Origin of the sequence: Sphaerospermopsis sp. LEGE 00249 (genome assembly GCF_014299995.1) — a bacterium.
Lineage (GTDB): Bacteria > Cyanobacteriota > Cyanobacteriia > Cyanobacteriales > Nostocaceae > Sphaerospermopsis > Sphaerospermopsis kisseleviana.
The window spans coordinates 40,528-66,627 of record NZ_JACJUZ010000002.1 but is presented as its reverse complement, the minus strand read 5'-3'; the positions used below and the strand labels follow the sequence as shown (position 1 = coordinate 66,627).

The window sequence follows — 26,100 nt, the reverse complement described above, 5'->3', positions numbered from 1 at the left end:
TTTGAGGATTGTTAATTGTTGAGCTACAGAACTTACTTAAATTTCTGTGGCTTACACATAAATAATTAAGCCATTTGTTCTTACCAGTATTAGTTAATTTAGCTGTGTAAGAAATCAGGCATTTTCATCCATTAACACCACACGGTAAATACTGCCTTGATTTCCCTTTTAATAATTAAATTCTTTGGTGTTTTGATGTAATTGGCTAACACTGTAAACCTGAAACGATACTATACAATGTTGTCTTTCCTTTTCTTGTTTGTTTAGAGACATTATCAGTAAAAACTCGCGTGTGTGAGAAAAGACAGCAGGATTTAGAAAACTCCATCCAAAGAACTTAGGATATTGTAGAAACTGGTAAAATTTTCTGAACTTGTTTGGTTACTAATTGGTTAGTAAATTGGTTAGTTGTCTGATCACGGTAGATATGATGTCAGCATTTGTGTGAGCATTAAATTACCAGTGATTAGGAAAACAAGTTAATATATTTTATGACATTCAACCAATAAAAGCTGCCAAACTCGTTACAGAAATAACATCACCTTGAATCTAAATTCATGCAATGTGAAAAAATACTTAAACGGTTTTATCGAGATAATAACAGGGTTGGTTTATGGTATTTTTTCCTTTTTACTTGCAATTCATTGAATAATTGACTTGCTGCTTTTCATTATTGAATTAATACAAAGAATAGCACAATTTGAAAAAATAGAATAGTTCACAGACAGTAAGTTTTGAAAAATATTTTTGGCTCATGAACTCAGTTTTCAATATTCTATCAGGATCATGGTATATCCCTTTACTCGAATTTGGACAATAAAAGTTTTGTTTTAGGTGTGTTATTGTCATTTGCGCTTGCATTATCAAGAGTTTTAGAGCAACTGTCTTGTAAGCAACAAATCATTAAATACACACATTGTTGATTTGAACATAAATGTTTTTTTCTCAGAGAAACATGATAATTAGGCTGTGGTATTTGATGAATTTATAAGATAACTCAGTTTGTTACTCAAATTGGTTATTTATAAAGCAAATCTTAATTTAGTAGCTGTAATTAATTGTATTAAGACCACAGGAGCAACTTGTGATGGAATCTTTATATTTTGACAACATCAATCGTTATTTGATCACAAAAATACAGATATCAAAGTTGATTCATGAACCTCTTATGTCATGTTTTCAAGAAAATATATTATTTGAGTTATTTTCAGTAACAATAACAAATAAGTCCATTTACTTTGTTGACAAAATTCATTTTTTTTGGCAGAATTAGATTGAACTTTTACAGATTTTTCGATTCACTTCTCTGGAAAATCGTTCTATCGGAAACACAAAATTATTAGTTAGCTATCTTGTATTTCTCGCTACTTTATCAAAGGCTAATTAAAGATAAAACTGATGATACTTGCAAGCTAAATCACCGAGTTCAATCACTGTTGATTTTCCTGTTCATCTTGTTACCTGTAAAGATTGCAATAAACTATCACAACACTTCATACACACAAGTAATGCGACTTATCCATTAGCTAAACGTCAGATGATAAAGGATAGGTTATTTTAGGTAATTTGCGCTATTAAAACTATACCTGAGCAAAAATAACGGGAATAAAAATATGGCAGTAAATAAAGAAAGCCAACTATTAAAAAAAGCTACCAAGCAGTGGAAAATTATTTTAGCCGTTGCAATTGCTTTAACTGCTGGTTTAGGATCTTTCTACAGTTTTTCTCAATTAAAGGGAAAATCTAACTCTCCACTTCCCGCTACTGAAAACCCATCCCCTCAACCCACTCCTGTAAAATTTGCAGTCACTGCTTTAGGAAGACTACAACCCCAAGGGGAAATTACTTATTTATCTGCTCCTAATTCCATCAACGGTGTGCGTGTAGAAAAACTATTAGTAGCAGAAGGGGATGAAGTAACAGCAGGACAAACATTAGCTTATTTAGAAAACTATGAACGTTCAAAAGCTGCAATCAAACAAGCTTTTAATAAATTATTAGTTGCTAAAGCTAAACTAGCACAGGTAAAAGCTGGAGCAAAACCCGGAGATATTAACGCTCAAAAAGCAACAATTACCCGGTTAGAATCACAATTAAAAGGTGAAATTGCAGCACAAAACGCGACAATTAACCGCATTCAAGCTGAAGTAGAAAATGCTCAAAAAGAGAGCGATCGCTATCATAAATTATACAAAGATGGCGCAATTTCTGCTTCCATTGCTGATGCCAAAACTTTACAACTAAAAACAGCCCAACAACAATTAATAGAAGCAAAAGCGACACTGCAAAGAACCAAAAACACCTTACAAGATCAAATTCAAGAAGCAACTGCCAAACTCAACAGCATCAAAGAAGTACGTAGTGTAGATGTGGCATTAGCAGAAGGTGAAGTTAAAAGTGCAGAAACTGCCGTTCAACAAGCCAAAGCAGACCACGAATTAACTTATATCAAATCCCCCATAGATGGCAGAGTATTAAAAATTCATGCCAAAAATGGCGAAGTAATAGCAACTTCTGGTTTTGCAGAACTTGGTAAAACCTCAGAAATGAATGTCATTGCTGAAGTTTATCAAACAGATATTCAAAAAGTGAGAGTTGGACAAAAAGCTAATCTTACCAGTGCTGCATTTTCAGGAAAACTACAGGGAACAGTCAAAGAAATTGGCTGGCAAATTGACAAACAAAGCATCTTTAGTCTTAACCCCAACTCAGATACAGATCGCAGAATTGTCGAAGTAAAAATCGCCATTGATAAACCAGCAGACAGCCAAAAAGTATCTCGTTTAACTAACTTGCAGGTAGACGTTGCTATTCAGATTTAGTCATTAGTAGGTGATTGGTGACTGGTGACTGGTGATTGGTGATTGGGTAGAATTAACTAATGACTAATGACTAATAACTAAAAACAAAATATATGACCATCAAAATACCTTTAGCATGGCTACAGTTAGCCCAGCAAAAACTCCGTTTTGTTGTCGCTGTAGCCGGAATAGCCTTTATTGTGCTGCTGATGTTTATTCAACTTGGTTTCCAAGATGCACTTTATTCTAGTGCTACAGCAGTACATCAAAATCTCAAAGGAGACTTATTTTTAGTTAGTTCTCAATACAAATCTTTGACCTCAAATCAAAGTTTTTCTCGCAATCGTTTATATCAAGCATTAGGTTTTAATGGTGTAGAATCAGTTAGCCCGATGTATTTGCAATTTGCAAAGCTAAAAAATCCAGAAACTGGCGAGAAATATTCTATTTATGTCATTGGTTTTGACCCAGGTAGACCAGTGATGAATATTCCCGAAGTGGAGCAGAATTTAGATAAACTCAAAATTCCTGATGTCATGTTATTTGACAGATCCTCACGCCCTGAATTTGGTCCCATAGCCAAAAATTTTGAGAGAGGAAATACAGAACAAAAAATAGAAATTTTCGCATTTGATGCCTTGCAAGGTTATCGAGTCAGAGTAGGGGGTTTATTTAGTTTGGGTCCCTCCTTTGGTGTCGATGGCAATTTAATTGTCAGTGACTCAACTTTTGTAAAAATCAATCCCCTTGTACGTCCATCAGAAAAAATAGATGTAGGTATTGTTAAACTGAAACCAGGTGTTGATCCCCAGGAAGTGTTAAAAAACTTGCGGGACAATATACCTAATGATGTACAAATTTTCACCCGTCAACAATTCATTGATTTTGAAAAAGAATATTGGGCTTCTAGAACACCCATTGGCTTTATTTTAAACTTAATGTTGACAATGGCTTCTGTCGTTGGCGTAGTCATTGTTTATCAAATTCTTTATAGCAATATTGCTACCCAATTTATTGCCTACGCCACCTTAAAAGCTATCGGTTATGCCAATGGCTATTTATTAAATGTAGTTTTTCAACAGGCACTCATTCTAGCTTTACTAGCTTATTTCCCAGGATTTATTATTTCAGTTGCTTTATATGATTTTGCTATGGAAGCAACTAAATTACCCATCGTGATGACTTCTAATAATGCCATACTTGTTCTTACCTCTACAGTTTTGATTTGCATCACTTCCGGCGCATTAGCAATTAATAAACTGCGCTCCGCAGATCCAGCAGATATTTTCTAAATCGTCAAGAAATTAACTCAGAATATTCACTAATCAATACTATGGACATCAAAAACAAAACCATTCTCATTACCGGCACTGACGAATTTATTGGCTCTCGTGCAGCAGAATTAGCAATATCTCAAGGCATGAAAGTCAAAGGTTTACAAACTTCTCAAGTACAGGATAAAAACCTCCAAAACTTAGGAGTAGAAATTATTGTTGGTAGCATCACTGACGATAAAATAGCCCAAAAAGCTTGTCAGGGAGTAGACATTATTTTACACACTGCCCAACTAGCAGAAGAAGCAGGAGACATTAAAAGTTTTCAAGAAATAAATGTAGGAGGTACTGTCAACATAGCTAAAGCTGCTAAACAAGCTGGTGTGAAAACATTTGTTCATCTTTCCACTGTCTTAGTTTATGGCTTTAACTATAGCGATAATATTGCCGAAATAGGAACATTATCTAGTGATAATAACCCCTATTGTCAAACTAAAATTGAAGCAGAAACAGAAGTTTTAAAACTTAACTCATCTCCTGATTTTGGAGTCATAATAATTCGCGCTGGAGATGTTTATGGTCCGGGTAGTATTCCTTGGATAGTGCGCCCAGTATTAATGATGCGTCAAAAATTATTTGCCTATGCCAATGATGGTAAAGGTGTGATGAATCATCTTTATGTTGATAACTTAATTGATGCCATCTTTTTAGCAATAGAAAAAGAAGCTTATGGCGAAATATTTAATATTACAGATGGTGAAAAAACTTCTTGGAAAGAATATTTTATTCACCTCGCAGCAATGGAAGGTTTACCTGCTCCCATGTCCTTGCCTAAGGAAGAAATGAAATTGTTTCTTAAAGTGCGTAACCAAGGACAAAAACTATTTCGCAAAAAAGCTGATATCCTGCCAGAGTCAGTAGACTTTATGAGTCGTCCTTATGCTTATTCTATTGCTAAAGCTACAAGTTTATTAAACTATAAACCCAAAGTTGATTTAGAAGAAGGCATGAAACGTACTCATCAATGGTTACAAAAAACCGACATCCAAAAATTGATGAAATAAGTAATCAGTAATGTAAGTATTCAGCTATCAATAATCAGCCCATAGCCAGGATTCAGGCGTTTTTAGTTCAGGAATGTTATCTACATCTATTTCTTTTGATTCTTTTTATTTCAATCTTTCATTTACATAGCTGATAACTGACGGCTGAATGCTTACTCAGTAATATATTTTTGTCGGGAATGGCGTATGTATAAACCTCAAGCAAAATTAAGTATTGGATTACCTGTATACAACGGCGAAAAATTTATAAAACAGTCTCTAGATTCTCTGCTAAATCAGACATTTAGTGATTTTGAGTTAATTATTTCAGATAACGCTTCCACAGATAATACTGAAGAAATTTGTAGAAATTACGCTGCACAAGATCATCGCATTCGTTACTATCGTAATCCTACTAATATCGGTTGCGCTTGTAATTTTAACCGCGTTTTTGAATTATCGAATAGTGAATACTTTAAATGGGCAGCTTACGACGATTTACACGCTCCTGATTTTCTCAGTAAATGTATACAGGTACTTGAAGAAAATCCACATTATATCTTATGCCATTCCCACACATATCTGATTGATGAACAGGGTAATTTTTTCCAAAACTATGACATTAAACTCAATACTAACTCAGAAAAAACACAGATCAGATTTGAAGAATTACTCACTAAACATCTCTGTTATCAAATGTATGGAGTCATTCGCAAAAGTTCCTTACAAAAAATCACTCCTATGGGTGGTTATGGCAATGCAGATGGAATTTTATTATTAAGACTTGGTACAGTTGGCCAGTTTTATGAAATTCCCGAATACTTATTTTTTGCCAGGATTCATCCCCAACAATCTTTGAGTATGTTTTTTCCAAGTTACCTGTCTTTTACTCAGAAAGATCCTCAATATTCATTAGATATGTTACCAGATTTCTATGAGTATTCAATTTGGTTTGATTCAGGTAACAAAGGCAAACTTTTATTTCCCCATTGGCGCATTCTCAAAGAATATTTACTTTCAGTCAGTCAAAGTTCACTGAATTTATATGAGCAAATATTGTGTTATTTGATTATTGTTAAAAAGCTATCTGGAACAGAATCTTTATTACTTAAAGATTTGTGGATGGCTGCTAAAATTTTGCGTTTCCACAAAACCAAAACTAACAGTAATTTAAGTTTGTCCAATGAATATTTAAGCAATTAATCCACAAGCTATATCTCACAGCTTATGTTGAAAATATCTCGCCTTTCTTATCTATTGCTGGCGACTGTTTTAAGTTTCAGTTGTGCTAACACTGCCCATGCACAAACTACCACGGCATTAACTGTAGTCGTGAATGGAATAAGTAACAAAACAGGTGAAATTTGTTTCCGAATTTATAACTCTGAAAAAGGCTTTCCTATGAGTAGTTCTAGTGAAGTTCAAAGTGGCTGCACTAAAATTACTGGTAGTTCTGTGAAAAAAGTATTTTCTGGTTTAAAACCAGGAACTTATGCAGTAGCAGTAGTTGATGATCAAAATGGCGATCGCAAACTCAATAAAGACTTTTTTGGTATTCCCACAGAAGGTTTTGGCATTTCCAGAAATCCCATTGTCTCTATCCAAACTGGTACACCAAAATTTAAACAAGCCAGTTTTAAAATGACTAAAAATACCACCATTAACATCAACATTAAATATTCCCTTGATCCATAAGTAATTGGTGATTTGTGACTGGTGACTAGTGACTGGTGACTGGTGATTGGGTTATTTACTTCCCCATTACCTATTACCTATTCCCTATTACCTATTCCCTATTACCTATTCCCTATTCCCTATTCCCCATGACTAATGACTAATGAAAGATTTGACCGCATTTCTGTCTAATTCTTTGATAGGTTGGCTGGTAATTCAGGTATGTTTAATGCTAATATTTTTATGGTATTTGCGAACCTATAAACAACCATTTTTATCAGATAACCAACTACCAAAAACGGCAGTAATTCTTTGTTTACGAGGTGCTGATCCATTTTTACCTAATTGTGTGCGATCACTCTTAAATCAAAACTACCCAGAGTACGATTTAAAGCTGATCATTGATAGTCCAGAAGATCCAGCTTTTAAAATTGCCAAAGAAGTCATCGCTGAAACTAAAGCCACTAATTTCCAAATTAGCACCCTCAGAACAGTACGTCATAATTGTAGTCTCAAATGCAGTTCCTTAGTACAAGCAGTTTCCGATTTAGATGACTCTTACCAAGTAATTGCATTAGTAGATGCTGATACCATCGTCCACAAAAATTGGTTAAGAGAATTAGTTAGTCCCCTCACCGATGAAAAAGTGGGAATAACAACAGGAAACCGTTGGTATATACCCACAGGAAAATATTGGGGTTCTTTAATACGCTACGCTGGTAACGTTTCTACTGTCGTGCAAATGTTCCTCTTTCAAGTTCCTTGGGGTGGGAGTTTAGCAATTAAAAAACACCTCCTCCAACAAACAGAAATACTGGAAAAATGGGGAGAAGCATTTGGTGACGATATGCTACTACACAAAGTCATCAAAAAACACGGATGGAAAATTAAATTTGTCCCTTCTTTGTTAATGGTAAACCGAGAAGAAAGCAATTTATCTACTTTATTTCCATCTCTCCAACGCTTAATACTTTGTTCTCGACTTTATCACCCCAATTGGTTAGCATTAGTCAGTGATGCAGTTTCCAGTATTCTCTTTCCTACCCTCACCATTTTCTTAGCTTTAGGATTGTTTTTAGCCACAGAATGGAATACAGCATTTTCCTTATTTAAATCCTATAGCATCTACACAATTGGATTACTCTTGTTAATGCTAGTTATGGAACTAGGAGTACAAGAAATAATTCGCTCTCAAGGACAACCAATTCCAGAAATTTCACTCACCAACATCCTCAAAATGTTCATTGCTATTCCTTTAACACAATGGGTTTATGGTTTAGCAATGTTATCTTCTCTGGGGATGTCAACAGTGACATGGCGAGGACTTACCTATAAAATTCAAAGTCCCTGGCATATTCGCTTAGTTGAATATCATCCTTATCAATGGTTAGATCAACCAATTGATCCGAAAATTTCTCTCTAGTCATACTCTTGATAGAAATTCAGAAGCTTGTCTGTAATTTGATTGGGAATTATAATTGGGAATTTTATTAATTATCAGCGCAAAAACCAAAAGTTTCATGATAGTTGCTGCGTAAATCCTGAAACCAGCACTAAAATAATTGAAACAAAAATGACAAAACAAACCCTCCGCATTGCCTTATTTACTGGCTTATATTCTCCTTTCTTAACAGGAGTATCCGTTGCTGTACATCAGCGCGTCCATTGGTTACTTGAACAAGGACACGAAGTTTTTCTTATTCACCCACAAATCAATAATAAGTTCAGTAAACAAGTTGGGAAACGTCCAATGGCAGGACTAGAAGAACTAGACTCTTTTGCCAACTTTTCCTCCTATGCTTTTCCCACAGAACCGCTAATATTCTATAAATCTCTGCCCCAACCTCTAAACTATCGTCATTGGAGCGATACTCAATTACTAGAAAAGTTTCAACCTGATATCATTGTAGTTGAAGAAGCAGCCCAAATGAGAGGGCTATATTCAGTTTTTCTGCAAGGTTATGGCAGACCTGTAGGAGTTGATTATGCGAAACGTACTAAAACACCCATCATCTCCGTTTTTCATACCGATATCGTTGCCTATATCCGATATTATTTAGGTGATTTCCTATTCGGATTGATGCGTCCCATAATTCCATTATTAGTTAAGCAATTTAGTAATGCTTACACCCTCAATATATTTTCTTCTAGGGAACAACTTTCCAAGTACCAAAAACTAGAATGTCTACGCGGTGAATACGTCCCCTATCAAGGAATTAACTGTGAAAAATTCCATCCCCGCAACATCTGTTATGATCCAATTCCTAACGATAAAAGACCTACAATTTTATTTGTAGGACGCATCACTGCCGAGAAAAATGTCACACAACTTTTAGATGCTTATCCCTTGATAGCTGCTCAAATTCCTGATGTTCATTTAGTCATCATTGGTAGCGGTCCATTAGATCAAGAAATTCGTCGTCGCGCTCAAAAATTCCCCCACGGTGTAACGCTTTGGGGTGAGTCCCACGGTACTGAACTTTTAGGATGGTTTGCTAGAGCAGATGTTTTTATTAACCCTTCAGTAACGGAAAACTTCTGCACTACAAATAACGAAGCTTTAGCATCAGGAACTCCTGTAGTCGCAGCTATGGCTCCCTCAACCACTGAACAAGTAACAGTTGGTTATAATGGTTTTCTAGCTCAACCCAACAACGCCCAAGATTTCGCAGAGAAGATAATTGCAATACTGCAAAATCCTGAACTCAAAGCCCAATTATCCGCACAAGCTCGTCCTTCTATCTTAGAGTTTGATTGGTCAGTATGTAGCCAAAAATTTGAAGATAAGCTGTACCAGTTAGTTGGTATACCCCAAATAGTTGAGTCTTCCTCATAATTATTAGCACCCACAGGTTAAAAAAAAGCCAATTTGGCTACATATCTTTGATTATGTTTGGTAGAGTATTCCAGTAATTGACCTGTGGGCTTTTAGGTTACAAGTTGCAGACACGAGCAAACTTTGCCACGGTTTTATCAGCAGAGACATGACCTACTCTCACTGATGATCATCCTGGTATTGCCCTCAACTGTGCCTAAAAATCTTTAGACCTCATAAGTCATGACTTATGGGGTTTTTATTATCTTACTACTCAGCAGTCAGCTTTTTAACTTAACCAATATTTTCAACATCTTTACTCCTCTATCTTCACTCCTGAATGACCACACAATTACAGACAAAATTCCTGTAATTTTGTCTCAAGTTTTTGATATTTAAATGCACTCTTATGTCAAGATTAAATTCTTAGCAACTACATAAACTAGAAAATGTGTTATTTCTCAGACATAATTACTGCTATTATGTCTCAAGATTTACAGTTAGAGTATTGATTTTTCATATTTTTGCAGCAAAAATACAAAGTAAGTCTAACATCTTGTAGGCTCTCTTGGTGACAACTTAACCTTATCCAATGTCCATAGTCCGCACCTGCGGACTTTTTTTAGAATTGTTGCAATACTCCAATTGCAGCAAAGTTGTGTTGTAATAAAAATTACACTTGAATAAGCTGTTACACAGCTAGGTTGTATAATCATAATATTATGAACTCTTGTGCAACAGGCAAGATGCCTGTTCCACTTATACAAATTAAATGCACAACAGCTTATGATTGTTTAAAAGCAAATAATTATGATCCAAAAACATTAAGTCATAATCGTCAAAGTCCTTATGTTTTAACTGAGGAAACAGGCATAAATTTAGCTTTGTTATTTCAGACGATTCAACCACTTTCTAAACCAGAAAGAATTGCTAATATTGCCCAAGGAATAAAAGCTATGAGTTATGAGGAATCCCATTATTGGTTTGCTAAGATTAGTAACGGGAAGCATAGTCAGGCGTTAAAAGCGATTAAGGTATTATTGGGAGATTAATAAACTTATATTGGGGTATCTTATGTTTCCTATTCCAGATTTTTCGTATTTTGCAGTACCGGGTTTTATTCCTCAAATGAGGAGTTATCCTAATATGTATTCATCACTAATTTTGCATAATAAAAATAATGATCAATGGGATTTAGTATTAAGACAGGAAGATGCTTATTTAATAACTTGGTTGCATGAAAAAAGTGGAAAAATACATAATATTTATTTTCCCTATGCTCCCAACCATAATTTTTTAATTCTTAATAGTAAACATATTATGGATATAGTTGAGCCAGCCAAAAATAGAATACATAACTTTCTTGTGGAATTAGGAGTTGATGATGTTGAAGAATATATGATAGATAGTGACGAATGGTTATCTGTACTCTTTAGTCTTGGACATCATCACCATCGAGCGGCAGAAATTGCAGCGTCTTGTTTTCAAATTCCTTCAGACCGATTTCCGGTTATATTAGTTTGGTCTAATTTAGATAGTCAAACTTTAATTAAAATAATGCCAAATTCGTCTGATGAAAATATCACTGAATATGTTAAATCACTTTATTGGTCAATCACTATGGCTACTCAAGATTTAGTTAAAAATGGGAAAAATATACCCATAGATAAATTATTAGAAAGGATTAAAAGTAAATTAAACGAATCACACCACATAAAAAATTATCCTAGAAAAATAAAGTCAATACAAACATTTAGAGCAACTAAAAGTATAGCCCGTATTTTAGAGGAGATAGGTGAGGCATATAAAGATGAATTTAATGATGCTATATTGAATTTTGAAGATACTGTTAAAAATATCATTGATACCAAATCAATTATTGAATTTTCAGATGAATCAAAAAATAAAATTATCAGAAAAATGGTTGATATTGGATTTTACAAGGTTAGAGAAGGTGGTAATCATGAGGTTTGGCAGCATCCTAAATTAAACAAACCTACTCCAGTTCCTCGACATAGAAACTTATCTAATTTTGTTATTCGTAGTATTGAAAAAGATATTCAATTGGCGACGAGTGCTTAAAAACGCATTAGTTCTGGATAACTGATTTTGTCTTGTTGAAATAACATAATGACAATTTGCTGTAAAAATTCGTCCTCTGATAAACCACTTGCTTTCACAATTTCTTCAGAAATTACTAAACTCATTTTTCCTCCAGCAATTATTATTAATAACTTTTACTATTCGTTGCCGTTGTTTTTATTTTAGGCAATATTGATAAATTTGGTAAATTCGCAAATGCTGTCTATAGGATACTCTTAACCTAGTCTCTTGTAAAGAAGCGATCGCACTTTGAGTAAAACTTACTAAAATAGAACAAACTGATGTTGTAATGAGGTCAGCTATTTTGCTTTTTATTTGGATAATGAATGCAAGCAAGATGCTTGCGCTACTGTATTCTTGGGTAGGGTAATTCATGAATTATCTCTACTTTTGTGATGTTTTGCGTAAGTCCTCAGCTATACTAAATCTACGAGAATAGCGATGTCTAAGGAGAGCGATCGCACTTTAGTAATAGTAAAACCTGAATACAATCAGGTATCACTAGTACCAATACAGAGAATAGCACGTAATTTATGTTTTCTTTAACTGTGCAGAAATATTCACAAGTGTGTATAATACGCACTAATTTATCAAATATTTGTAATAATAATTACTCAATATATAGTATTTACATTAATTCAGCATAGTTAAACAATTTTTTCCACTTATGATTCATGGGATAAAAATTCCCAACATCCTATAAAAACTCACCAAAATTCACACTATCTTTAGTAAATATAAATTCAGAAATTTTACGGATAACGTATCAAGAAATATTGCGTAAAATAGAATATAAGTGTATTTCCAGTTGAAATACCTAAAGATTGTGTTTAAGGAACTCCAAAAACAAATGATCCAATTTCTCAACTCAAAATGAGGCTTCTGCCCTGTGCTACCTGCTCTCTGAGAGGTTGTAATATATTTTTCTATTGGGAATTTCCTGAGGTCATCAAATTCATAAAACAACTATCTTCAAATATATCAACAGGGTGTAAAGTATTAAATAAATCCTCTCCTAATTCAAATTTAAAACTACTTTTAAACAAGACTAAGCAAGTGCTGAACAAAACTAGTATAGAGAAAGAAAAGGTAATATTTATAACGTTAAAGCCACATATATTTTTGTCAATTTCCTGGTGCTTGCTAACTCCTGTGTGGCTAATATTAGATTCTCTAGAGGCTGACTTACTGATTACAAGGAACAAAGTATGACCAACTCAGAACTCGTGGAATCTCATAACTTACTGAATGAGTTTAAAACCTGTACTCAGTTTCAGTACAACGGGAAATTAAATATTAAAAGCTCCAAAGGCCGTCAATGGGCTTTTTACTATCGTCTCGGACGGATAGTTTGGGCAACTGGTGGGACTCATCCCTTCAGACGCTGGCGCAGACAAATGGCTCAACACTGTCCTGAGATTGACTTAGACAAGATTCGCTGTCGCTCTGAGGATTTTGCTATAGATTACTGGGATTATCATCTCTTGGATATCTTATACAAAAGGCAAAAAATCCAAAGAGAACAAATTCAAGCTATTGTCGAAGGCACAATTGCAGAACTATTTTTTGATTTAGCCCAGGAGGTTGATTTTCATGCTGTAACTAGTCATTTCAGCCATGATGTAATTTTAGATATGCCTATGAGTTTCACAAGTGCAGATATGTCAATCAAACAGATGCAAGACTCATGGGCAATTTGGTCACAAGTCGGTTTAGCCAATGTTTCTCCCAACTCATCACCCGTCCTACGGCGGCCAGAGCAACTCGAACAGATTGTGAGTCCATCTGTGTTCAAAAACTTTGTCAATTTAATTAATGGCAAATACACTCTGCGAGAACTCGCCATCAAAATGAAGCAGGATGTGATGCCTGTTGCTCGTTCCTTGCTTCCCTATATCCTCAAAGGCATTATTGAGTTAGTCGAAGTACCTGACCTACCTCTGCAAGTTGTAGATGGCGACCATCCTACCTCTGGACATTCTAGAAGTCGGATGAATCGAATTGCACCACTGATAGCTTGTGTTGATGATAGTCCTTTGGTGTGTAAAACTCTAGAGGATATTATCACCTCCAATGGATTTAGATTTACCAAGGTTCAAGATGCTATCCAAGCTTTACCTGTTCTGATTCAAGAGAAGCCAGATTTAATTTTCTTGGATTTGATTATGCCAGTCGCCAGTGGTTACGAAATTTGCACTCAGTTACGGCGCATACCTGCTTTTGCTAATACACCAGTAATTATCTTAACTGGCAATGATGGTCTTTTGGATCGAGTGCGTGCTAAGGTAGTTGGTTCAACAGATTTTATCTCCAAACCAATCGTGGCTGAACGAGTCATAGGTGTAATACGTAAATATTTACCTTTACAAGCTAACTCAACGGTTAAAAATATAGCTAATTTAGAAGCTTCTGGATAGGGTGATGTTTACTTTACAAGTATCTCTTGTTTGATAAAATATACTTATGATACCAAAAAAATTACAGCCTAGTTGTTTTTGTCCTTAATTAGACGTTTTCAGGAGTTTTAAAATAAAGTTAAATCATGAACTTAAATGGTTGTAAACTTATGTTTAATACGTAAGTTTCCTAATGGAAATATCTATACAATGATTGAAGTTATAATAACAATACAGGCTAGTGTTATTTTCATCTGTCTGAATTGCTCCCTCTAAGTCTTTGTTTCCAAGTTGAAAAATATAATTTAATAGGTAGTTACCATGAGTACTGTTTTAGTGGTTGAAGATGGTTTGACGGATATGGAAATTATCAGCGGTTACTTACGACAAGCAGGTTATTCTGTCATTTCTGCCGTCAGCAGTGAAGAGGCACAACAAAAACTTGATACAAATAAACCTGATGTTATTCTATTGGATGTAATTTTACCAGGTAAAAGCGGTTTTGAAATTTGTCGAGAACTACAAAATAACCCTAATACTAGCCAAATACCTGTGGTTTTTTGTTCTACTAAAAATAGTGAAGTAGATAAGATTTGGGGTAATATGTTGGGCGCTAAAGCTTACCTATCCAAACCAATAGATAAGGAAGAATTAGAAAAAACTTTGAAAACATTAACCAACAAGTAAAAAAAATATTTAAGGAGTCAGGAGTAAAACTAGCTTGGTGTATAGGTTTCAATTTAAAGTCTGTACCTAATTAATCTGTAATCTGCTGTATTTAATTGATTCCAAACGAAATAGTCACTATTTATCATTGAGTTTAAATCATTAAATAGTGGCGAAAACCCTATCTAAATAAAAAGGAAATTGGCTTTGGAAACCAAACAAAAATTCTTAAGTTTTAATTTGGGATCACGAGATCAAGCTGTAATTGATTTACAACATATTTCAGAGGTATTACGTATATCCCTTACGGAAATTTGCGTAGTTCCACAGATGCCAAATTGTGTTTTAGGTATTTATAGTTGGCGTGGGGAAATGCTGTGGATGGTTGATCTAGAGGAAATGTTAGGTTATCCACCGCTTTTACAAGGTTCAAATTTACTGACAAAAATCATGGCAATTGTGCTAGAAAAAGACGGTAAATATTTGGGGCTGTTGGTGCGCCAATTAACAGATATTGAGTGGATGGATACACAACAAATGAAAATTCCCTCTCCTGAGCTATTTTATCCAGCAATGTCACCCTTTTTACAGGGATACTTTACTAACGGTTCAGAGCAGATGATTTTCAATTTAGATGCTTTAGCAATTATACAATCGCCAATGTGGGGGAGTCATAACTAACAAATGTTTTTGTAACAAGTAATAAAAGTGATAATTCAGGTAATTGGCATCTTAGTATTTAAGTAATTTTTTTGTTCAAAATTTCCAGTTATTTAGTAGCTAAAAAAGTATTGAGGATAGGTAAATGACAACATTATATCAAAGTAATGAAGACAGAGGAAATCTCTTTGGTGAGATAGAAAAATCGGATAAACAAAATGGCAGTACATTAGAAAAGTTTGCTCGCAATGATGGGGCTAAAACTAATACTATTGCCCAGGAATTTAAAGCTTGGCGGCAACGCTTTCAATACATAACTTCCCAGATGGGGAAAGCACAAGACCTAGATTCTTTACTAAAGGTAACTGTAGCGCAAGTTAGGGATAAGATTGGTGGCGATCGCGCCTTGATTTATCAATTTACTAACTCGGATACTGGTACAGTTTTAGTAGAATCAAGAACCACAGGTTGGACACCATCTTTAGGCGAAAATCTGCCAGCAATTTTGTTTGGTTTATATACAAGTCAAGATTACATAGAACCAGTAACCATAGACGATATTAATCAAATTCAAGCTACTCCCTATCAAAAACAACTACTAGATAAATTTCAAGTTAAAGCTAGTTTAAGTCTACCGATTTCAAGAAATAATCAAGTATGGGGCTTGTTGGTACTCCATAGTTGTGGATCAGAGCGCCAATGGCAAGAGGCAGAAATTACACTACTGTCGCAAATAAGCACAGAAATTACCTACAGATTGCAGAGTTTTAAATTACAAAAAGAACTGCAACAGTCAGGACTAGCCAAAAAATCAGCAGCTAAAGTTATCAGCAAGATTTTACAACAGCCAGATGTAGATAAAATCTTTCAAACCACCACTCAAGAAGTCAGACAATTACTAAAATGCGATCGCGTGGGTGTGTATCGTTTTGAGCAAGATTGGAGTGGTAAATTTGTTTCTGAGTCAGTAGGCAACAACTGGACAAAAGTCGTCACCCCTGATTATAAAATGGTGTGGGAAGATACCCACCTACAAGAAACCAAAGGAGGAAGATATGCTCAAGGTGAAACATTTGTTGTCAATGACACCTATAAAATCGGTCTAGCTCAGTGCCATATTGACATCTTAGAACAATTTGAAGCTAAAGCTTATATAATTGCTCCCATCTTCTCTGGAGAAAAATTATGGGGTTTACTAGCAGCTTATCAAAATACAGGGCCACGGGAATGGCAAGATTGGGAAGTGAGCTTTTTAAATCAGATTGGCTTGCAATTTGGTGTAGCTATTTCCCAAGGGGAATACTTAGAAAAAGTACAAAAACAATCTGATCAACTAGCGCAGATTGCTAAACAAGAAAAAGCCTTAACCAAGATAGTCAACCGGATTCGTCAATCCTCCGATTTAGAAGAAATCTTCAAAACCACCACACAGGAAGCACGTCAGGCACTCAAATGCGATCGCGTTGCTATTTATCGCTTCAATCCAGATTGGAGTGGTAATTTTATCGCTGAATCAGTAGCAACAGGATGGGTAAAACTTGTTGGTAGTGATATCAATACCTTGGTTGAAGATACTTATTTCCAAGAAACCAAAGGCGCGAGATTTGCTAAAGGTGAAAACCTATGGGTAAATGATATCTATCAGGAAAATATTACCCCCTGTTACCTAGAACTATTAGAAACATTTGAAGCCAAAGCTTATGTTAATGTTCCCATCTTCTTTGGCGATCAATTGTGGGGATTGTTGGCAGCTTATCAAAATTCCGAAACCCGTGAATGGCAAACCTCAGAAGTCAACTTCTTGACTCAAATAGCTTTGCAGTTCAACTTAGCAAAATCACAAATAGACTATTTAGAAACAGTCAGATTAAAAAATGAAGAACTAGCAAAAATAGCTGAACAAGAAAAAAGCATCAACAAGATAGTCAACCGCATTCGTCAAGCGAGAGATGTAGATGAAATATTCGTCACTACCACTCAAGAAGTCCGTCAGGCTTTACGTTGCGATCGCGTCGCTGTTTATCAATTCCATCCAGATTGGAGCGGAAAATTTATAGCCGAGTCAGTAGCTAGTGGCTGGATAAAAGTTGCCACCGCTGACTTTAAAATGGTATGGGAAGATAGCCACTTGCAAGAAACCCAAGGTGGTAGATATGCCAAAGGCGAATCCTTGGCAGTTAATAATATCTATCAAGCCGGTCACGCTCAATGTCACCTGGAAATTTTAGAACAGATAGAAGCCAAAGCTTACATAATAGTTCCGATCTTTTATGGAGAAAAATTGTGGGGATTATTGGCAGCTTATCAAAACAGTAGCACCCGTGAATGGCAAACCAGAGAAGTCAAATTTTTAGAGCAGATTGGCTTGCAATTTAGTTTAGCGAAATCCCAGATAGATTATATAGATCAAGTACAATCGCAATCTCAAGAAATTAGTCAGATTGCCGAACAAGAGAAAACCCTCAACAAAATAGTTAACCGTATTCGCCAATCCTTTGATTTAGAAGACATCTTCAAAGCAGCTACTCAAGAAGTTCGTCAGGCTTTACGTTGCGATCGCGTCGCTGTTTATCAATTCCATCCAGATTGGAGCGGACAATTTATAGCTGAATCAGTAGCTAGTGGCTGGATAAAAGTTGCCACCGCTGACTTTAAAATGGTATGGGAAGATAGCCACTTGCAAGAAACCCAAGGTGGTAGGTATGCCAAAGGTGAATCCTTGGCAGTTAATAACATCTATCAAGCTGGTCACGCTCAATGTCACTTGGAGATTTTAGAACAGATAGAAGCCAAAGCTTACATAATAGTTCCGATCTTTTATGGAGAAAAATTGTGGGGATTATTGGCAGCTTATCAAAACAGTAGCACCCGTGAATGGCAACGCCGAGAAGTCAACTTTTTAGAACAGATTGGCTTGCAAATTAGTTTAGCGAAATCACAGATAGATTATCTAGAACAAGTAAAATCTAAATCAGAGAAACTAGCGCAGATCGCCGAACAAGAAAAAGCCTTTAGTAAGATAGTTAACCGCATCCGTCAATCTTCAGATGTAGAAGAAATCTTCAAAACCACCACCCAAGAAGTCAGACAACTACTAAAATGCGATCGCGCCGTAGTTTATCAATTTACATCTGATTGGGGCGGTGAATTTGTAGCCGAATCAGTAGCTAGTGGTTGGGTAAAACTTGTAGGACCTGGTCTTAAAACCACCTTAAACGACCCTTGCTTACAAGACAACGAAGGTGGACGCTATAAAAAAGGTGATGCTTTAGTAGTCAACGACATTTATAAAGCTACCCTTGATCCTTGCTACATAGAAATCATCGAAAAATATGAAGCCAGAGGATATATCATTACTCCCATCTTATTTGGCGATAAACTCTGGGGATTACTGGCAGCTTATCAAAACTCCGCCCCCCGTGAATGGGAAGAATCAGAAATTAACTTGTTGTCACGTATTGGCGACCAGTTAGGACTGGCTTTACAACAAACAGAATACTTGAAACAACTGCAAACGAAATCAGCCCAACTATCAGAAGCCGCCCAACGAGAAAAAGCCGCCAAAGAATTACTGCAACAAAGGTCAATTCAACTACTCAGAGCCATCAGTCCCGCCCTCAGCGGTGATTTAACAGTCCGCGCCCCCATCACAGAAGACGAATTAGGCACAATTGCGGATGCTTATAATGGCACTCTGCAAGCATTACAGCAAATCGTTATTCAGGTACAAACATCTTCCCAACAAGTTGCCCAAACCTCTATCAATAGCAGTTCTTCCCTAGTAGGATTAACTGATTTAGCAAAAGAACAGTCCGACGAAATTAGCCAAGCATTACGGGATTTGCAACAGATGGTAGATGCTACCCAAGCCGTCGTAGCCAACGCCCAATTAGTACAAATAGCAGTACAACAGGCCAACAAAACTGTAGATTCCGGTGATACAGCCATGAACCAAACAGTAAATGCTATTCAGGCCATTCGGGAAACCGTCGCCCAAACTAGCAAAAAGATTAAACGCCTGAGTGAATCATCACAAAAAATCTCCAAGGTAGTCAATTTGATCAGCAACTTTGCCTCACAAACCAACGTACTGGCTTTGAATGCTGCCATTGAAGCTACTCGCGCTGGTGAATATGGTAAAGGCTTTGCCGTCGTAGCCGATGAAGTTCGTTCTTTGTCTCGTCAGTCGGCAGCAGCTACCATCGAAATTGAAAAATTAGTCCAAGAAATTCAAGCAGAAACTGGGGAAGTTGCTTTGGCAATGGAAACGGGTATCCAGCAAGTTGTGGAAGGGACAAACTTGGTGAGTGAAACCCGCCAAAACTTGAACGCCATTGTTTCCGCGACTGCGGAAATTAGTCAACTGATTGAGCGCATTACTGAAGCCACTCAAAAACAAATGGAACAATCAGTAACAGTAACAACATCTATGAATGATGTAGCCTCTATTGCTAATAAGACCTTTGGCGAATCTCAAGAAATTGCTTCTGTGTTCCAAAACTTATCAGAAATGGCTCAAGCTCTCTTAACAACCGCTGGTAAGTTTAAAGTTAAATAAGTGATTGGGGACTGGGGAAGAAAATTTTAGATTTTAGATTTTAGATTGGAGTTAACAAAATCCAAAATCCAAAATCCAAAATCCAAAATAAAAAAACTCCTGCCTCCTGACTCCTGCCTCCTGGGGCAACCACGGGGGGTTTGCCCCTACTGCCTCCTGACTCCTGCCTCCTGAACTCCTGACTCTTATGATTACAGACACTGAAATTCGTAAACAAGGCTATGCTTACTTTTTAGCCGAAGCACCAGAATTATTACAAGCAATTGAACAGGATTTATTTAGCTTTTTAGAAGACCATAGCACCAAAAAAGTGCATAACTTAATGCGGGCGACTCATACAATTAAAGGAGGAGCAGCTACGGTTGGGCTAGATACAATCAAGATGATCGCCCATTCTTTAGAAGATATCTTTAAAGCTTTATATAATCCTGATGTAGTTATAGATACTGAATTGCAAACCCTCCTACTAGAAGCTTACGAATGTCTTCAGTTGGCTGTCACCGCAGAATTGACATCAAATAATATTGATAGTGAAGGAATTATACAAAGGGCTAGTTCAGCATTTGCACAATTACAAACAAAATTAGGTGATGCTTTTGGGGCTGAAGATCATATTCCTACTTCTGAAGAATTGGGATTTGATATTGTTCAATCTATTTTTGAAGTAGGCGTTACTCAACGCTTAGAAAGTATAGCTGAAGCTATTAATCATTCACTCAATAATCAGGAATTAGCAGAGTTTTTAAACTCTCAACTTGAGGTATTTATAGGGTTAGCTGAATCTTTAAATTTACCTGGTTTCAAAGAATTATCTCAGACAATTATCGCTGCATTAGTAGCTCATCCGCAGGAAGTACATGAAGTAGCGGAAATTGCCTTAGCTGATTTACAAGCGGCACAAAAAGCAGTTTTAGAAGGCGATCGCACATCCGGGGGTTCACCTTCTGCTGCTTTAAAAGCACTAACAACAGCAGAAAAAGAAGAAGAACCAGAGGTAGAAAAAAAACAATCACCTGTTACACCCATTAATAGTTCCTTAGCTACAGTCCCCAAAAATGAGTCAGGAATTAGCCATAATAATAACTCTTTCGCTGACATATTTTTCCACATTACTAGAGAATTTTATCAATTTTTAATTACATCTGGTGACAGAGCGCATGAGCCGTTAAAACCAGCAAATGCCAAATTTTACTTAAAAGTAATTCGCTATATTTTTGGCTGGTTTAATCACCAAAGACAAATACCAGAATCAGAACTGAGTTTAGACTTATTAATTTATCAAAAATATCAAGATGATTCAAGAGAATATGTGAAAAATTGGATAAATCAATTTTTAGATTCTATTAGGGAGGAACAGGATCAAGAGAACCTTTGTCTTTATCGTCGCGGTGTGATATTAATAATTATCCTTACTGTTGCTGAATTTGAGTATTCAGTTAAACAAGATGATCATGCTATGTCAATTATTAACTCACTCAAGAAACAAATCCGTCAACTAGGAAAAGAATATAAAAAATATCCTGCCGTCACAGAGGAAGAAAAAAAATGGCTTGATCGTCCTAAGTTACAAGAATTATTAGTTATTAAAGCAATATCCGCCCCTGTGGTTAATAACACTGACTATAATCTCGTAGAGGAAATATGGGGAGGAGAACCTATACAAGAAACATCTGAAGAATCTTTGGTAAACCATACCGCCGAAGCAATTAAAAATGATAATTATTTAGAAAGTGTAACATCATCAGTTGTGAGTAATCAGGTATTTACAAATGATTCAGATTCAGATTATGAAGTGATTACTGATGATACAGAAACAAAAAATAGAGAACTAGAAGATAAATCCCCAGCATCCCCTAATAAAAATACCCGACAATCTTCATTTGTGCGTGTAGACGTAGAGGGATTAGAACGTCTCAATTACTTAACAGGGGAATTGCTGATTTACCAAAAACGACGCACTTTATATGATGAACAAATTATAGAATTAATTGAGCAATTAAGTAGAAAAATCAGCCAGCATCAAGCAACTTTACAACAATTACGTGATTTGCCTTTGCAGGGAAATAATTTTTCTATAGCAACTAGCCAAAAAGTTTCTGCTGTACAATTTGATGCTTTAGAAATGGATGTTTATACAGAATTTAATTTGACATTACATGAAGCACTAGAGGAAACGCTGCAACTACAAGAAACCGCAGATTCTCTAGAATTACTAACTAGACAATCTGCTCAAATTAGTGAGAAAAAATATAATTTAACTCTGAGCATTATAGAGAACCTAGCAGAAGCAAGAATGCTACCTTTAGGAATCATATTAAATCGCTTTCCGCAAATGGTCAGCAATCTAGCAAATGTTTATGCAAAAAGTGTAAAATTAAAACTTACTGGCACAGAAGTTCTCATAGATAAAGCCATTGCCGAAAAACTCTATGATCCTTTATTGCAATTAGTTCGTAACGCTTTTGATCATGGGATTGAATCACCAGAAAAACGCCGTGAACGTGGTAAAAACGAACAAGGTGTAATAGAAATATGCGCCTATCATAAAGGAAATCAAACTATTATTGAAGTTAGAGATGATGGTCAAGGTTTAAATTTAGAAAGTATTAGAAAAAGAGCTATTGATCTAAATCTGATCCCAGATGATGACAACCCTCAATATTATCATCATCAAACTGAATCAGAACTGATTGATCTGATGTTTTCACCTGGATTTTCTACAGCTGCTAAGGTGAGTGAAATTTCTGGACGGGGTATGGGGTTAGATATTGTCCGTACTCAGTTACAATCACTTAATGGCGCGATTTCCGTGCAATCATCGCCGAATCAAGGAACAATATTTATACTAAAAATCCCCTTTTCTATGACCACAGATAAATTAATGCTAGTCCAATCTGGGGGTATTGTTTATGCTTTACTACTAGATAGTATTGAGAAAATAATAATTCCCTCGGAACAGCAAATCCAAGAATTTGAAGGTAAACAAATTTTATATTGGCAAGCCGGTGAAGAAGAAATAGTTGTTAACCTCGTTAAACTTGAAAGTTTAGTATATTATAATGGTTCACTTGTGGGCAGCAATTATTTAAATAATATACCCAGAACTGCTGATACAGAAATAATGAAAAATCCTGTGCTGCTACTCAGACGCAATCAAGGATTTTTGGGTTTAGAAGTTGATCAAATTATCGGCGAACAAGAATTAGTAATTAGACCTTTAGGCAGTGTGATTACTCCACCAAAATATATTTATGGTTGTAGTAGTTTAGCGAATGGTAATTTGATTTTAGTCATTGATGGCACTATGTTGATAGATGCTCAACAGATGCAGGCCACACTGGATGTTAGGACTTTACCAACAAATTCTGAATCTCACAAACAAGCTTTGCTAATGTCAGATGAACAGAAATCCATATCATCATCTACACCATCATCTACACCATTATTAAGTGCATCTGTATCTGTGGATGATCGGAAATTGCCAGAAAATTCTTCAGGAATAATACCAAAATTAGCAAAGGTAGTGTTAATTATAGATGATGCTATTAGTGTCCGGCAAACTTTGGCTTTGACTTTACAAAAGTATGGTTATCAAGTTGTTTCAGCCCAAAATGGTGTAGAAGCTTTGGAACAGTTGGAGAGACATTCAGAAATTGAAGTGATCATTTCTGATTTGGAAATGCCACGGATGAATGGATTTGAATTATTAAGTCATATTCGCCAACATCCAGAATGGTCTCAAAAACCAGTGATGATTTTGACTTCTCGGAGTTCGGAAAAACATCGTCAGTTAGCGCAAGAATTAGGTGCAACTGCTTATTTTACTAAGCCTTATTTAGAGCATGAGCTTCTTTCTACTGTGGAGAGTTTAGCTAACAGTGATGGTGGTAGTGTAATACAGCAGTTTCCGTTATTATAGTGATAAAACCCTTATAGCGCAGGCATCTTGCCTGATCATGGTGTACCTCATGTAGATAGAATGTGCTGTATGTGTATCTCACTCAGATTAAATAGGGGTTGCTGAGAAAGTCTTTCGGTGAGGGCATAGGAGTCAGGAGTCAGGAGTCAGGAGTCAGGAGTCAGGAGTCAGGAGTCAGGAGGAGATTTGAAAATTTCTTTGCCATCTCTTGAAATCCCCAAAAATGCACACTTTTTCCGGTATACCCTTCAAAACCCTTGCACTAATTTCTGTGTTTATCAGCCTCTAACCTTTGATATATCAAGGTTTTAGGTTTATTCAGCAAACCCCAATCAGGTATCACTAGTACCAATACAGAGAATAGCACATAATTTATGTTTTCTTTAACTGTGTAGAAATATTCACAACTGTGTATAATATGGACTAATTTATCAAATATTTGTAACAATAATTACTCGCTTAAAGGAGAAGTATCAATGTGCAATTAATTTTGACTAGGTACTTAAATAGGTTTATACTATTGGTTTTACTTGTGATAAATTTAAATATTTTTGTTAATTTATAATTTGATTAATCAACTCTAGTTTAACTGTATTTTCACCATAATTAGCAACCAAAATAAATAACTTCAACCATCGAGAACCCATTAAAATCTCCTGTATTTCATCTCCAGCGAATACAGGAATTTCAAACTTTTGACCATCTATAATTACCCTACCATTATAAACATCAAATTCAGTTTCACCCTGAGCAGTTCTTAATTTATTTTGCCTTAAAAAAGGCCAATCAAGACTTTGGACATCTTGTTTATTCATAGCTAAATATTCAGTAAAACCTGTATCTAACATTGTTTCTATAGGAAAACTGATATCCCCATCAATTAAATCAATGTCCAAATAAATTTGACCCTTATCTCCAAATCTTCCCTCAATCATATTCTGCCACTAACTCCCGTTTCATTAATGCCGTAAATATGATGAATTAAATGAGGATACTTTTCCCTAGCCATTTTACTAGCTATCTCTTGATCCTGATCAATGAAATAATCACCGCTATCTGGTTCAATAGCAATGTACCAACCATAGTATTTATCGAGTATTTCTGGTTTTAAACGCTCAAAAATTACCCAACAACGATCTGAAAATGCCTTTCTTCTCGCTCTATCTTGGGCTTTTTGTTCTTCTGTCCATTGAATTTCAGGAAACACTCTTCCACGTCTAACAATTCTCTCTGATGAACTTTGTGCCATATTTTTTTACTTCAATATAATTATTGTCTCTAATATTATCAAAACCGCCAAAATTTCCAATGCACATAAGGCATATTTACCCAGATCCCCGACTTCTGTGATTGATTGTATTCCGAAGGGATAAATCTATCTTAGAAGTCGGGGATCTTATCACCTCACCTGAATCCTTACTTTATTTTTTATCCTGGATTTATTTTCGCAGGTGATTGAGAGAAAGTGATCTAAGGACGTTCATAAATCTTATTTTTATAATAGCAGGGAACAGAGTTGAAAGTCCTTATGAAATTTTGGCACGCTTACTTTCGTTCTGTTTTGCGTAAGTCCTCACCTATACTAAACCCAGCAGAATAGCGATCGCTCCCAGTAAAGAATGACTAATAATGATACTATATAAATTACGAAACTTTGCGTAGTTCCAGCCCCAAATTATACCTATAATTAATGTAAATACCAGCGTCGGTATATCTTTATAAATCAGATGTATAAAACTGTAAAGTAAGGTAGAGAATACAATTTGTACCCAAGTTGCAAATTTTTCTCTCTTAAAAATAGCAAATAAAAACCCCCGATATAAAAACTCTTGGATGGGAGAAGATACACCCACAAAGAAAAGGTAAAATAGCCATTGATATGCTGAGTTATCTAACCGTGATCCATGAGTTAAATAATAAATAAACATGAACCCAGTCAAGATTAATGTTGGTAAAGAGATCGCTGTCAAAGATTTTTTTAAGTTATGATTTGTAAATCCTAATTCTACAGGAGAAAATTGGTATAAATAGGCGATCGCTACTACGACTATAGCGGCAAAAATTAGCACATAAAACCGCCAGGAAAAAGGAATTACTTCTAAAAATACAAGTAAAACTGGCAGAATGTATGTCAAAAATACAATCAAAATTACTTTTTGTCGTTCTTGATAAAGTTGCTGATTTTCCATAT

Annotated in this window: 17 protein-coding genes and 1 pseudogene; 14 read left to right on the top strand and 4 right to left on the bottom strand. The window is 35.7% G+C overall.

Annotation, left to right across the window (positions count from 1 at the left end; genetic code table 11):
* Positions 1 to 1,613: 1,613 nt before the first annotated feature.
* The 9 genes and pseudogenes from H5968_RS01300 (at position 1,614) to H5968_RS01260 (ending at position 11,689) form a co-directional block, all read left to right on the top strand.
* Positions 1,614 to 2,822, top strand: a complete 1,209-nt coding sequence (locus tag H5968_RS01300; protein ID WP_187038497.1) for an ABC exporter membrane fusion protein — start codon at positions 1,614 to 1,616, stop codon at positions 2,820 to 2,822.
* Positions 2,823 to 2,914: 92 nt separating this feature from the next.
* On the top strand, positions 2,915 to 4,093 hold the full coding sequence (gene devC, locus H5968_RS01295) for an ABC transporter permease DevC (RefSeq protein ID WP_187038496.1): 1,179 nt from the start codon (positions 2,915 to 2,917) through the stop codon (positions 4,091 to 4,093).
* Positions 4,094 to 4,134: 41 nt separating this feature from the next.
* Positions 4,135 to 5,139 (top strand): NAD(P)-dependent oxidoreductase, encoded by a 1,005-nt coding sequence (locus H5968_RS01290; protein WP_187038495.1) that lies wholly within the window; start codon positions 4,135 to 4,137, stop codon positions 5,137 to 5,139.
* 186 nt (positions 5,140 to 5,325) lie between these two features.
* On the top strand, positions 5,326 to 6,321 hold the full coding sequence (locus tag H5968_RS01285) for a glycosyltransferase family 2 protein (RefSeq protein ID WP_187038494.1): 996 nt from the start codon (positions 5,326 to 5,328) through the stop codon (positions 6,319 to 6,321).
* Between the two features lie 24 nt (positions 6,322 to 6,345).
* Entirely contained in the window at positions 6,346 to 6,813 is a 468-nt protein-coding gene (locus H5968_RS01280) for a DUF2141 domain-containing protein (protein WP_187038493.1), read from the top strand.
* Between the two features lie 142 nt (positions 6,814 to 6,955).
* Positions 6,956 to 8,215, top strand: coding sequence for a glycosyltransferase family 2 protein (locus H5968_RS01275; protein ID WP_187038492.1), 1,260 nt, complete (start codon positions 6,956 to 6,958; stop codon positions 8,213 to 8,215).
* A 150-nt stretch (positions 8,216 to 8,365) separates the two neighbouring features.
* Positions 8,366 to 9,628, top strand: coding sequence for a glycosyltransferase (locus H5968_RS01270; RefSeq protein ID WP_187038491.1), 1,263 nt, complete (start codon positions 8,366 to 8,368; stop codon positions 9,626 to 9,628).
* Between the two features lie 764 nt (positions 9,629 to 10,392).
* Positions 10,393 to 10,659: pseudogene (locus H5968_RS01265) on the top strand (hypothetical protein); the annotation flags it as partial.
* A 22-nt stretch (positions 10,660 to 10,681) separates the two neighbouring features.
* Complete coding sequence (locus H5968_RS01260) at positions 10,682 to 11,689, top strand: type II toxin-antitoxin system HicA family toxin (RefSeq protein WP_187038490.1); 1,008 nt, start codon at positions 10,682 to 10,684, stop codon at positions 11,687 to 11,689.
* Here the strand turns inward: H5968_RS01260 and H5968_RS25355 are convergent.
* A complete protein-coding gene (locus H5968_RS25355) occupies positions 11,686 to 11,814 on the bottom strand; it encodes a hypothetical protein (protein WP_255427006.1) in 129 nt (42 codons plus the stop codon). The two genes, H5968_RS01260 and H5968_RS25355, sit on opposite strands and share 4 nt — an antisense overlap.
* Before the next feature lie 1,104 nt (positions 11,815 to 12,918).
* Between H5968_RS25355 and H5968_RS01250 the strand changes: the two genes are divergently transcribed.
* The 5 genes from H5968_RS01250 (at position 12,919) to H5968_RS01230 (ending at position 23,909) form a co-directional block, all read left to right on the top strand.
* On the top strand, positions 12,919 to 14,127 hold the full coding sequence (locus H5968_RS01250; RefSeq protein ID WP_187038489.1) for a response regulator: 1,209 nt from the start codon (positions 12,919 to 12,921) through the stop codon (positions 14,125 to 14,127).
* A gap of 300 nt (positions 14,128 to 14,427) precedes the next feature.
* Positions 14,428 to 14,793: a response regulator transcription factor gene (locus tag H5968_RS01245; protein ID WP_187038488.1), complete on the top strand. Its 366-nt coding sequence runs from the start codon at positions 14,428 to 14,430 to the stop codon at positions 14,791 to 14,793.
* A 186-nt stretch (positions 14,794 to 14,979) separates the two neighbouring features.
* Positions 14,980 to 15,453 carry a chemotaxis protein CheW gene (locus H5968_RS01240; protein ID WP_187038487.1) on the top strand — a complete coding sequence of 158 codons (474 nt, stop codon included), beginning with the start codon at positions 14,980 to 14,982 and terminating at the stop codon, positions 15,451 to 15,453.
* Positions 15,454 to 15,577: 124 nt separating this feature from the next.
* A complete protein-coding gene (locus H5968_RS01235; RefSeq protein WP_187038486.1) occupies positions 15,578 to 19,990 on the top strand; it encodes a GAF domain-containing protein in 4,413 nt (1,470 codons plus the stop codon).
* 187 nt (positions 19,991 to 20,177) lie between these two features.
* Positions 20,178 to 23,909, top strand: coding sequence for a hybrid sensor histidine kinase/response regulator (locus tag H5968_RS01230; RefSeq protein ID WP_187038485.1), 3,732 nt, complete (start codon positions 20,178 to 20,180; stop codon positions 23,907 to 23,909).
* Between the two features lie 554 nt (positions 23,910 to 24,463).
* Here the strand turns inward: H5968_RS01230 and H5968_RS01225 are convergent.
* From H5968_RS01225 to H5968_RS01215, 3 genes are all read right to left on the bottom strand, one after another.
* A complete protein-coding gene (locus tag H5968_RS01225) occupies positions 24,464 to 24,844 on the bottom strand; it encodes an aspartyl protease (RefSeq protein ID WP_187038484.1) in 381 nt (126 codons plus the stop codon).
* Positions 24,841 to 25,158 carry a hypothetical protein gene (locus H5968_RS01220; RefSeq protein ID WP_187038483.1) on the bottom strand — a complete coding sequence of 106 codons (318 nt, stop codon included), beginning with the start codon at positions 25,156 to 25,158 and terminating at the stop codon, positions 24,841 to 24,843. The genes H5968_RS01225 and H5968_RS01220 overlap by 4 nt, the downstream gene beginning before the upstream one ends.
* A gap of 328 nt (positions 25,159 to 25,486) precedes the next feature.
* A complete protein-coding gene (locus H5968_RS01215; RefSeq protein WP_187038482.1) occupies positions 25,487 to 26,098 on the bottom strand; it encodes a CPBP family intramembrane glutamic endopeptidase in 612 nt (203 codons plus the stop codon).
* Positions 26,099 to 26,100: the final 2 nt, after the last annotated feature.

Bases quoted from the DNA above. Each gene is read 5' to 3' on its own strand.
- H5968_RS01300 (WP_187038497.1), top strand. From the start codon at position 1,614: ATGGCAGTAAATAAAGAAAGCCAACTATTAAAAAAAGCTACCAAGCAG.
- devC (WP_187038496.1), top strand. From the start codon at position 2,915: ATGACCATCAAAATACCTTTAGCATGGCTACAGTTAGCCCAGCAAAAA.
- H5968_RS01290 (WP_187038495.1), top strand. From the start codon at position 4,135: ATGGACATCAAAAACAAAACCATTCTCATTACCGGCACTGACGAATTT.
- H5968_RS01285 (WP_187038494.1), top strand. From the start codon at position 5,326: ATGTATAAACCTCAAGCAAAATTAAGTATTGGATTACCTGTATACAAC.
- H5968_RS01280 (WP_187038493.1), top strand. From the start codon at position 6,346: ATGTTGAAAATATCTCGCCTTTCTTATCTATTGCTGGCGACTGTTTTA.
- H5968_RS01275 (WP_187038492.1), top strand. From the start codon at position 6,956: ATGAAAGATTTGACCGCATTTCTGTCTAATTCTTTGATAGGTTGGCTG.
- H5968_RS01270 (WP_187038491.1), top strand. From the start codon at position 8,366: ATGACAAAACAAACCCTCCGCATTGCCTTATTTACTGGCTTATATTCT.
- H5968_RS01260 (WP_187038490.1), top strand. From the start codon at position 10,682: ATGTTTCCTATTCCAGATTTTTCGTATTTTGCAGTACCGGGTTTTATT.
- H5968_RS25355 (WP_255427006.1), bottom strand. From the start codon at position 11,814: ATGAGTTTAGTAATTTCTGAAGAAATTGTGAAAGCAAGTGGTTTATCA.
- H5968_RS01250 (WP_187038489.1), top strand. From the start codon at position 12,919: ATGACCAACTCAGAACTCGTGGAATCTCATAACTTACTGAATGAGTTT.
- H5968_RS01245 (WP_187038488.1), top strand. From the start codon at position 14,428: ATGAGTACTGTTTTAGTGGTTGAAGATGGTTTGACGGATATGGAAATT.
- H5968_RS01235 (WP_187038486.1), top strand. From the start codon at position 15,578: ATGACAACATTATATCAAAGTAATGAAGACAGAGGAAATCTCTTTGGT.
- H5968_RS01230 (WP_187038485.1), top strand. From the start codon at position 20,178: ATGATTACAGACACTGAAATTCGTAAACAAGGCTATGCTTACTTTTTA.
- H5968_RS01225 (WP_187038484.1), bottom strand. From the start codon at position 24,844: ATGATTGAGGGAAGATTTGGAGATAAGGGTCAAATTTATTTGGACATT.
- H5968_RS01220 (WP_187038483.1), bottom strand. From the start codon at position 25,158: ATGGCACAAAGTTCATCAGAGAGAATTGTTAGACGTGGAAGAGTGTTT.
- H5968_RS01215 (WP_187038482.1), bottom strand. From the start codon at position 26,098: ATGGAAAATCAGCAACTTTATCAAGAACGACAAAAAGTAATTTTGATT.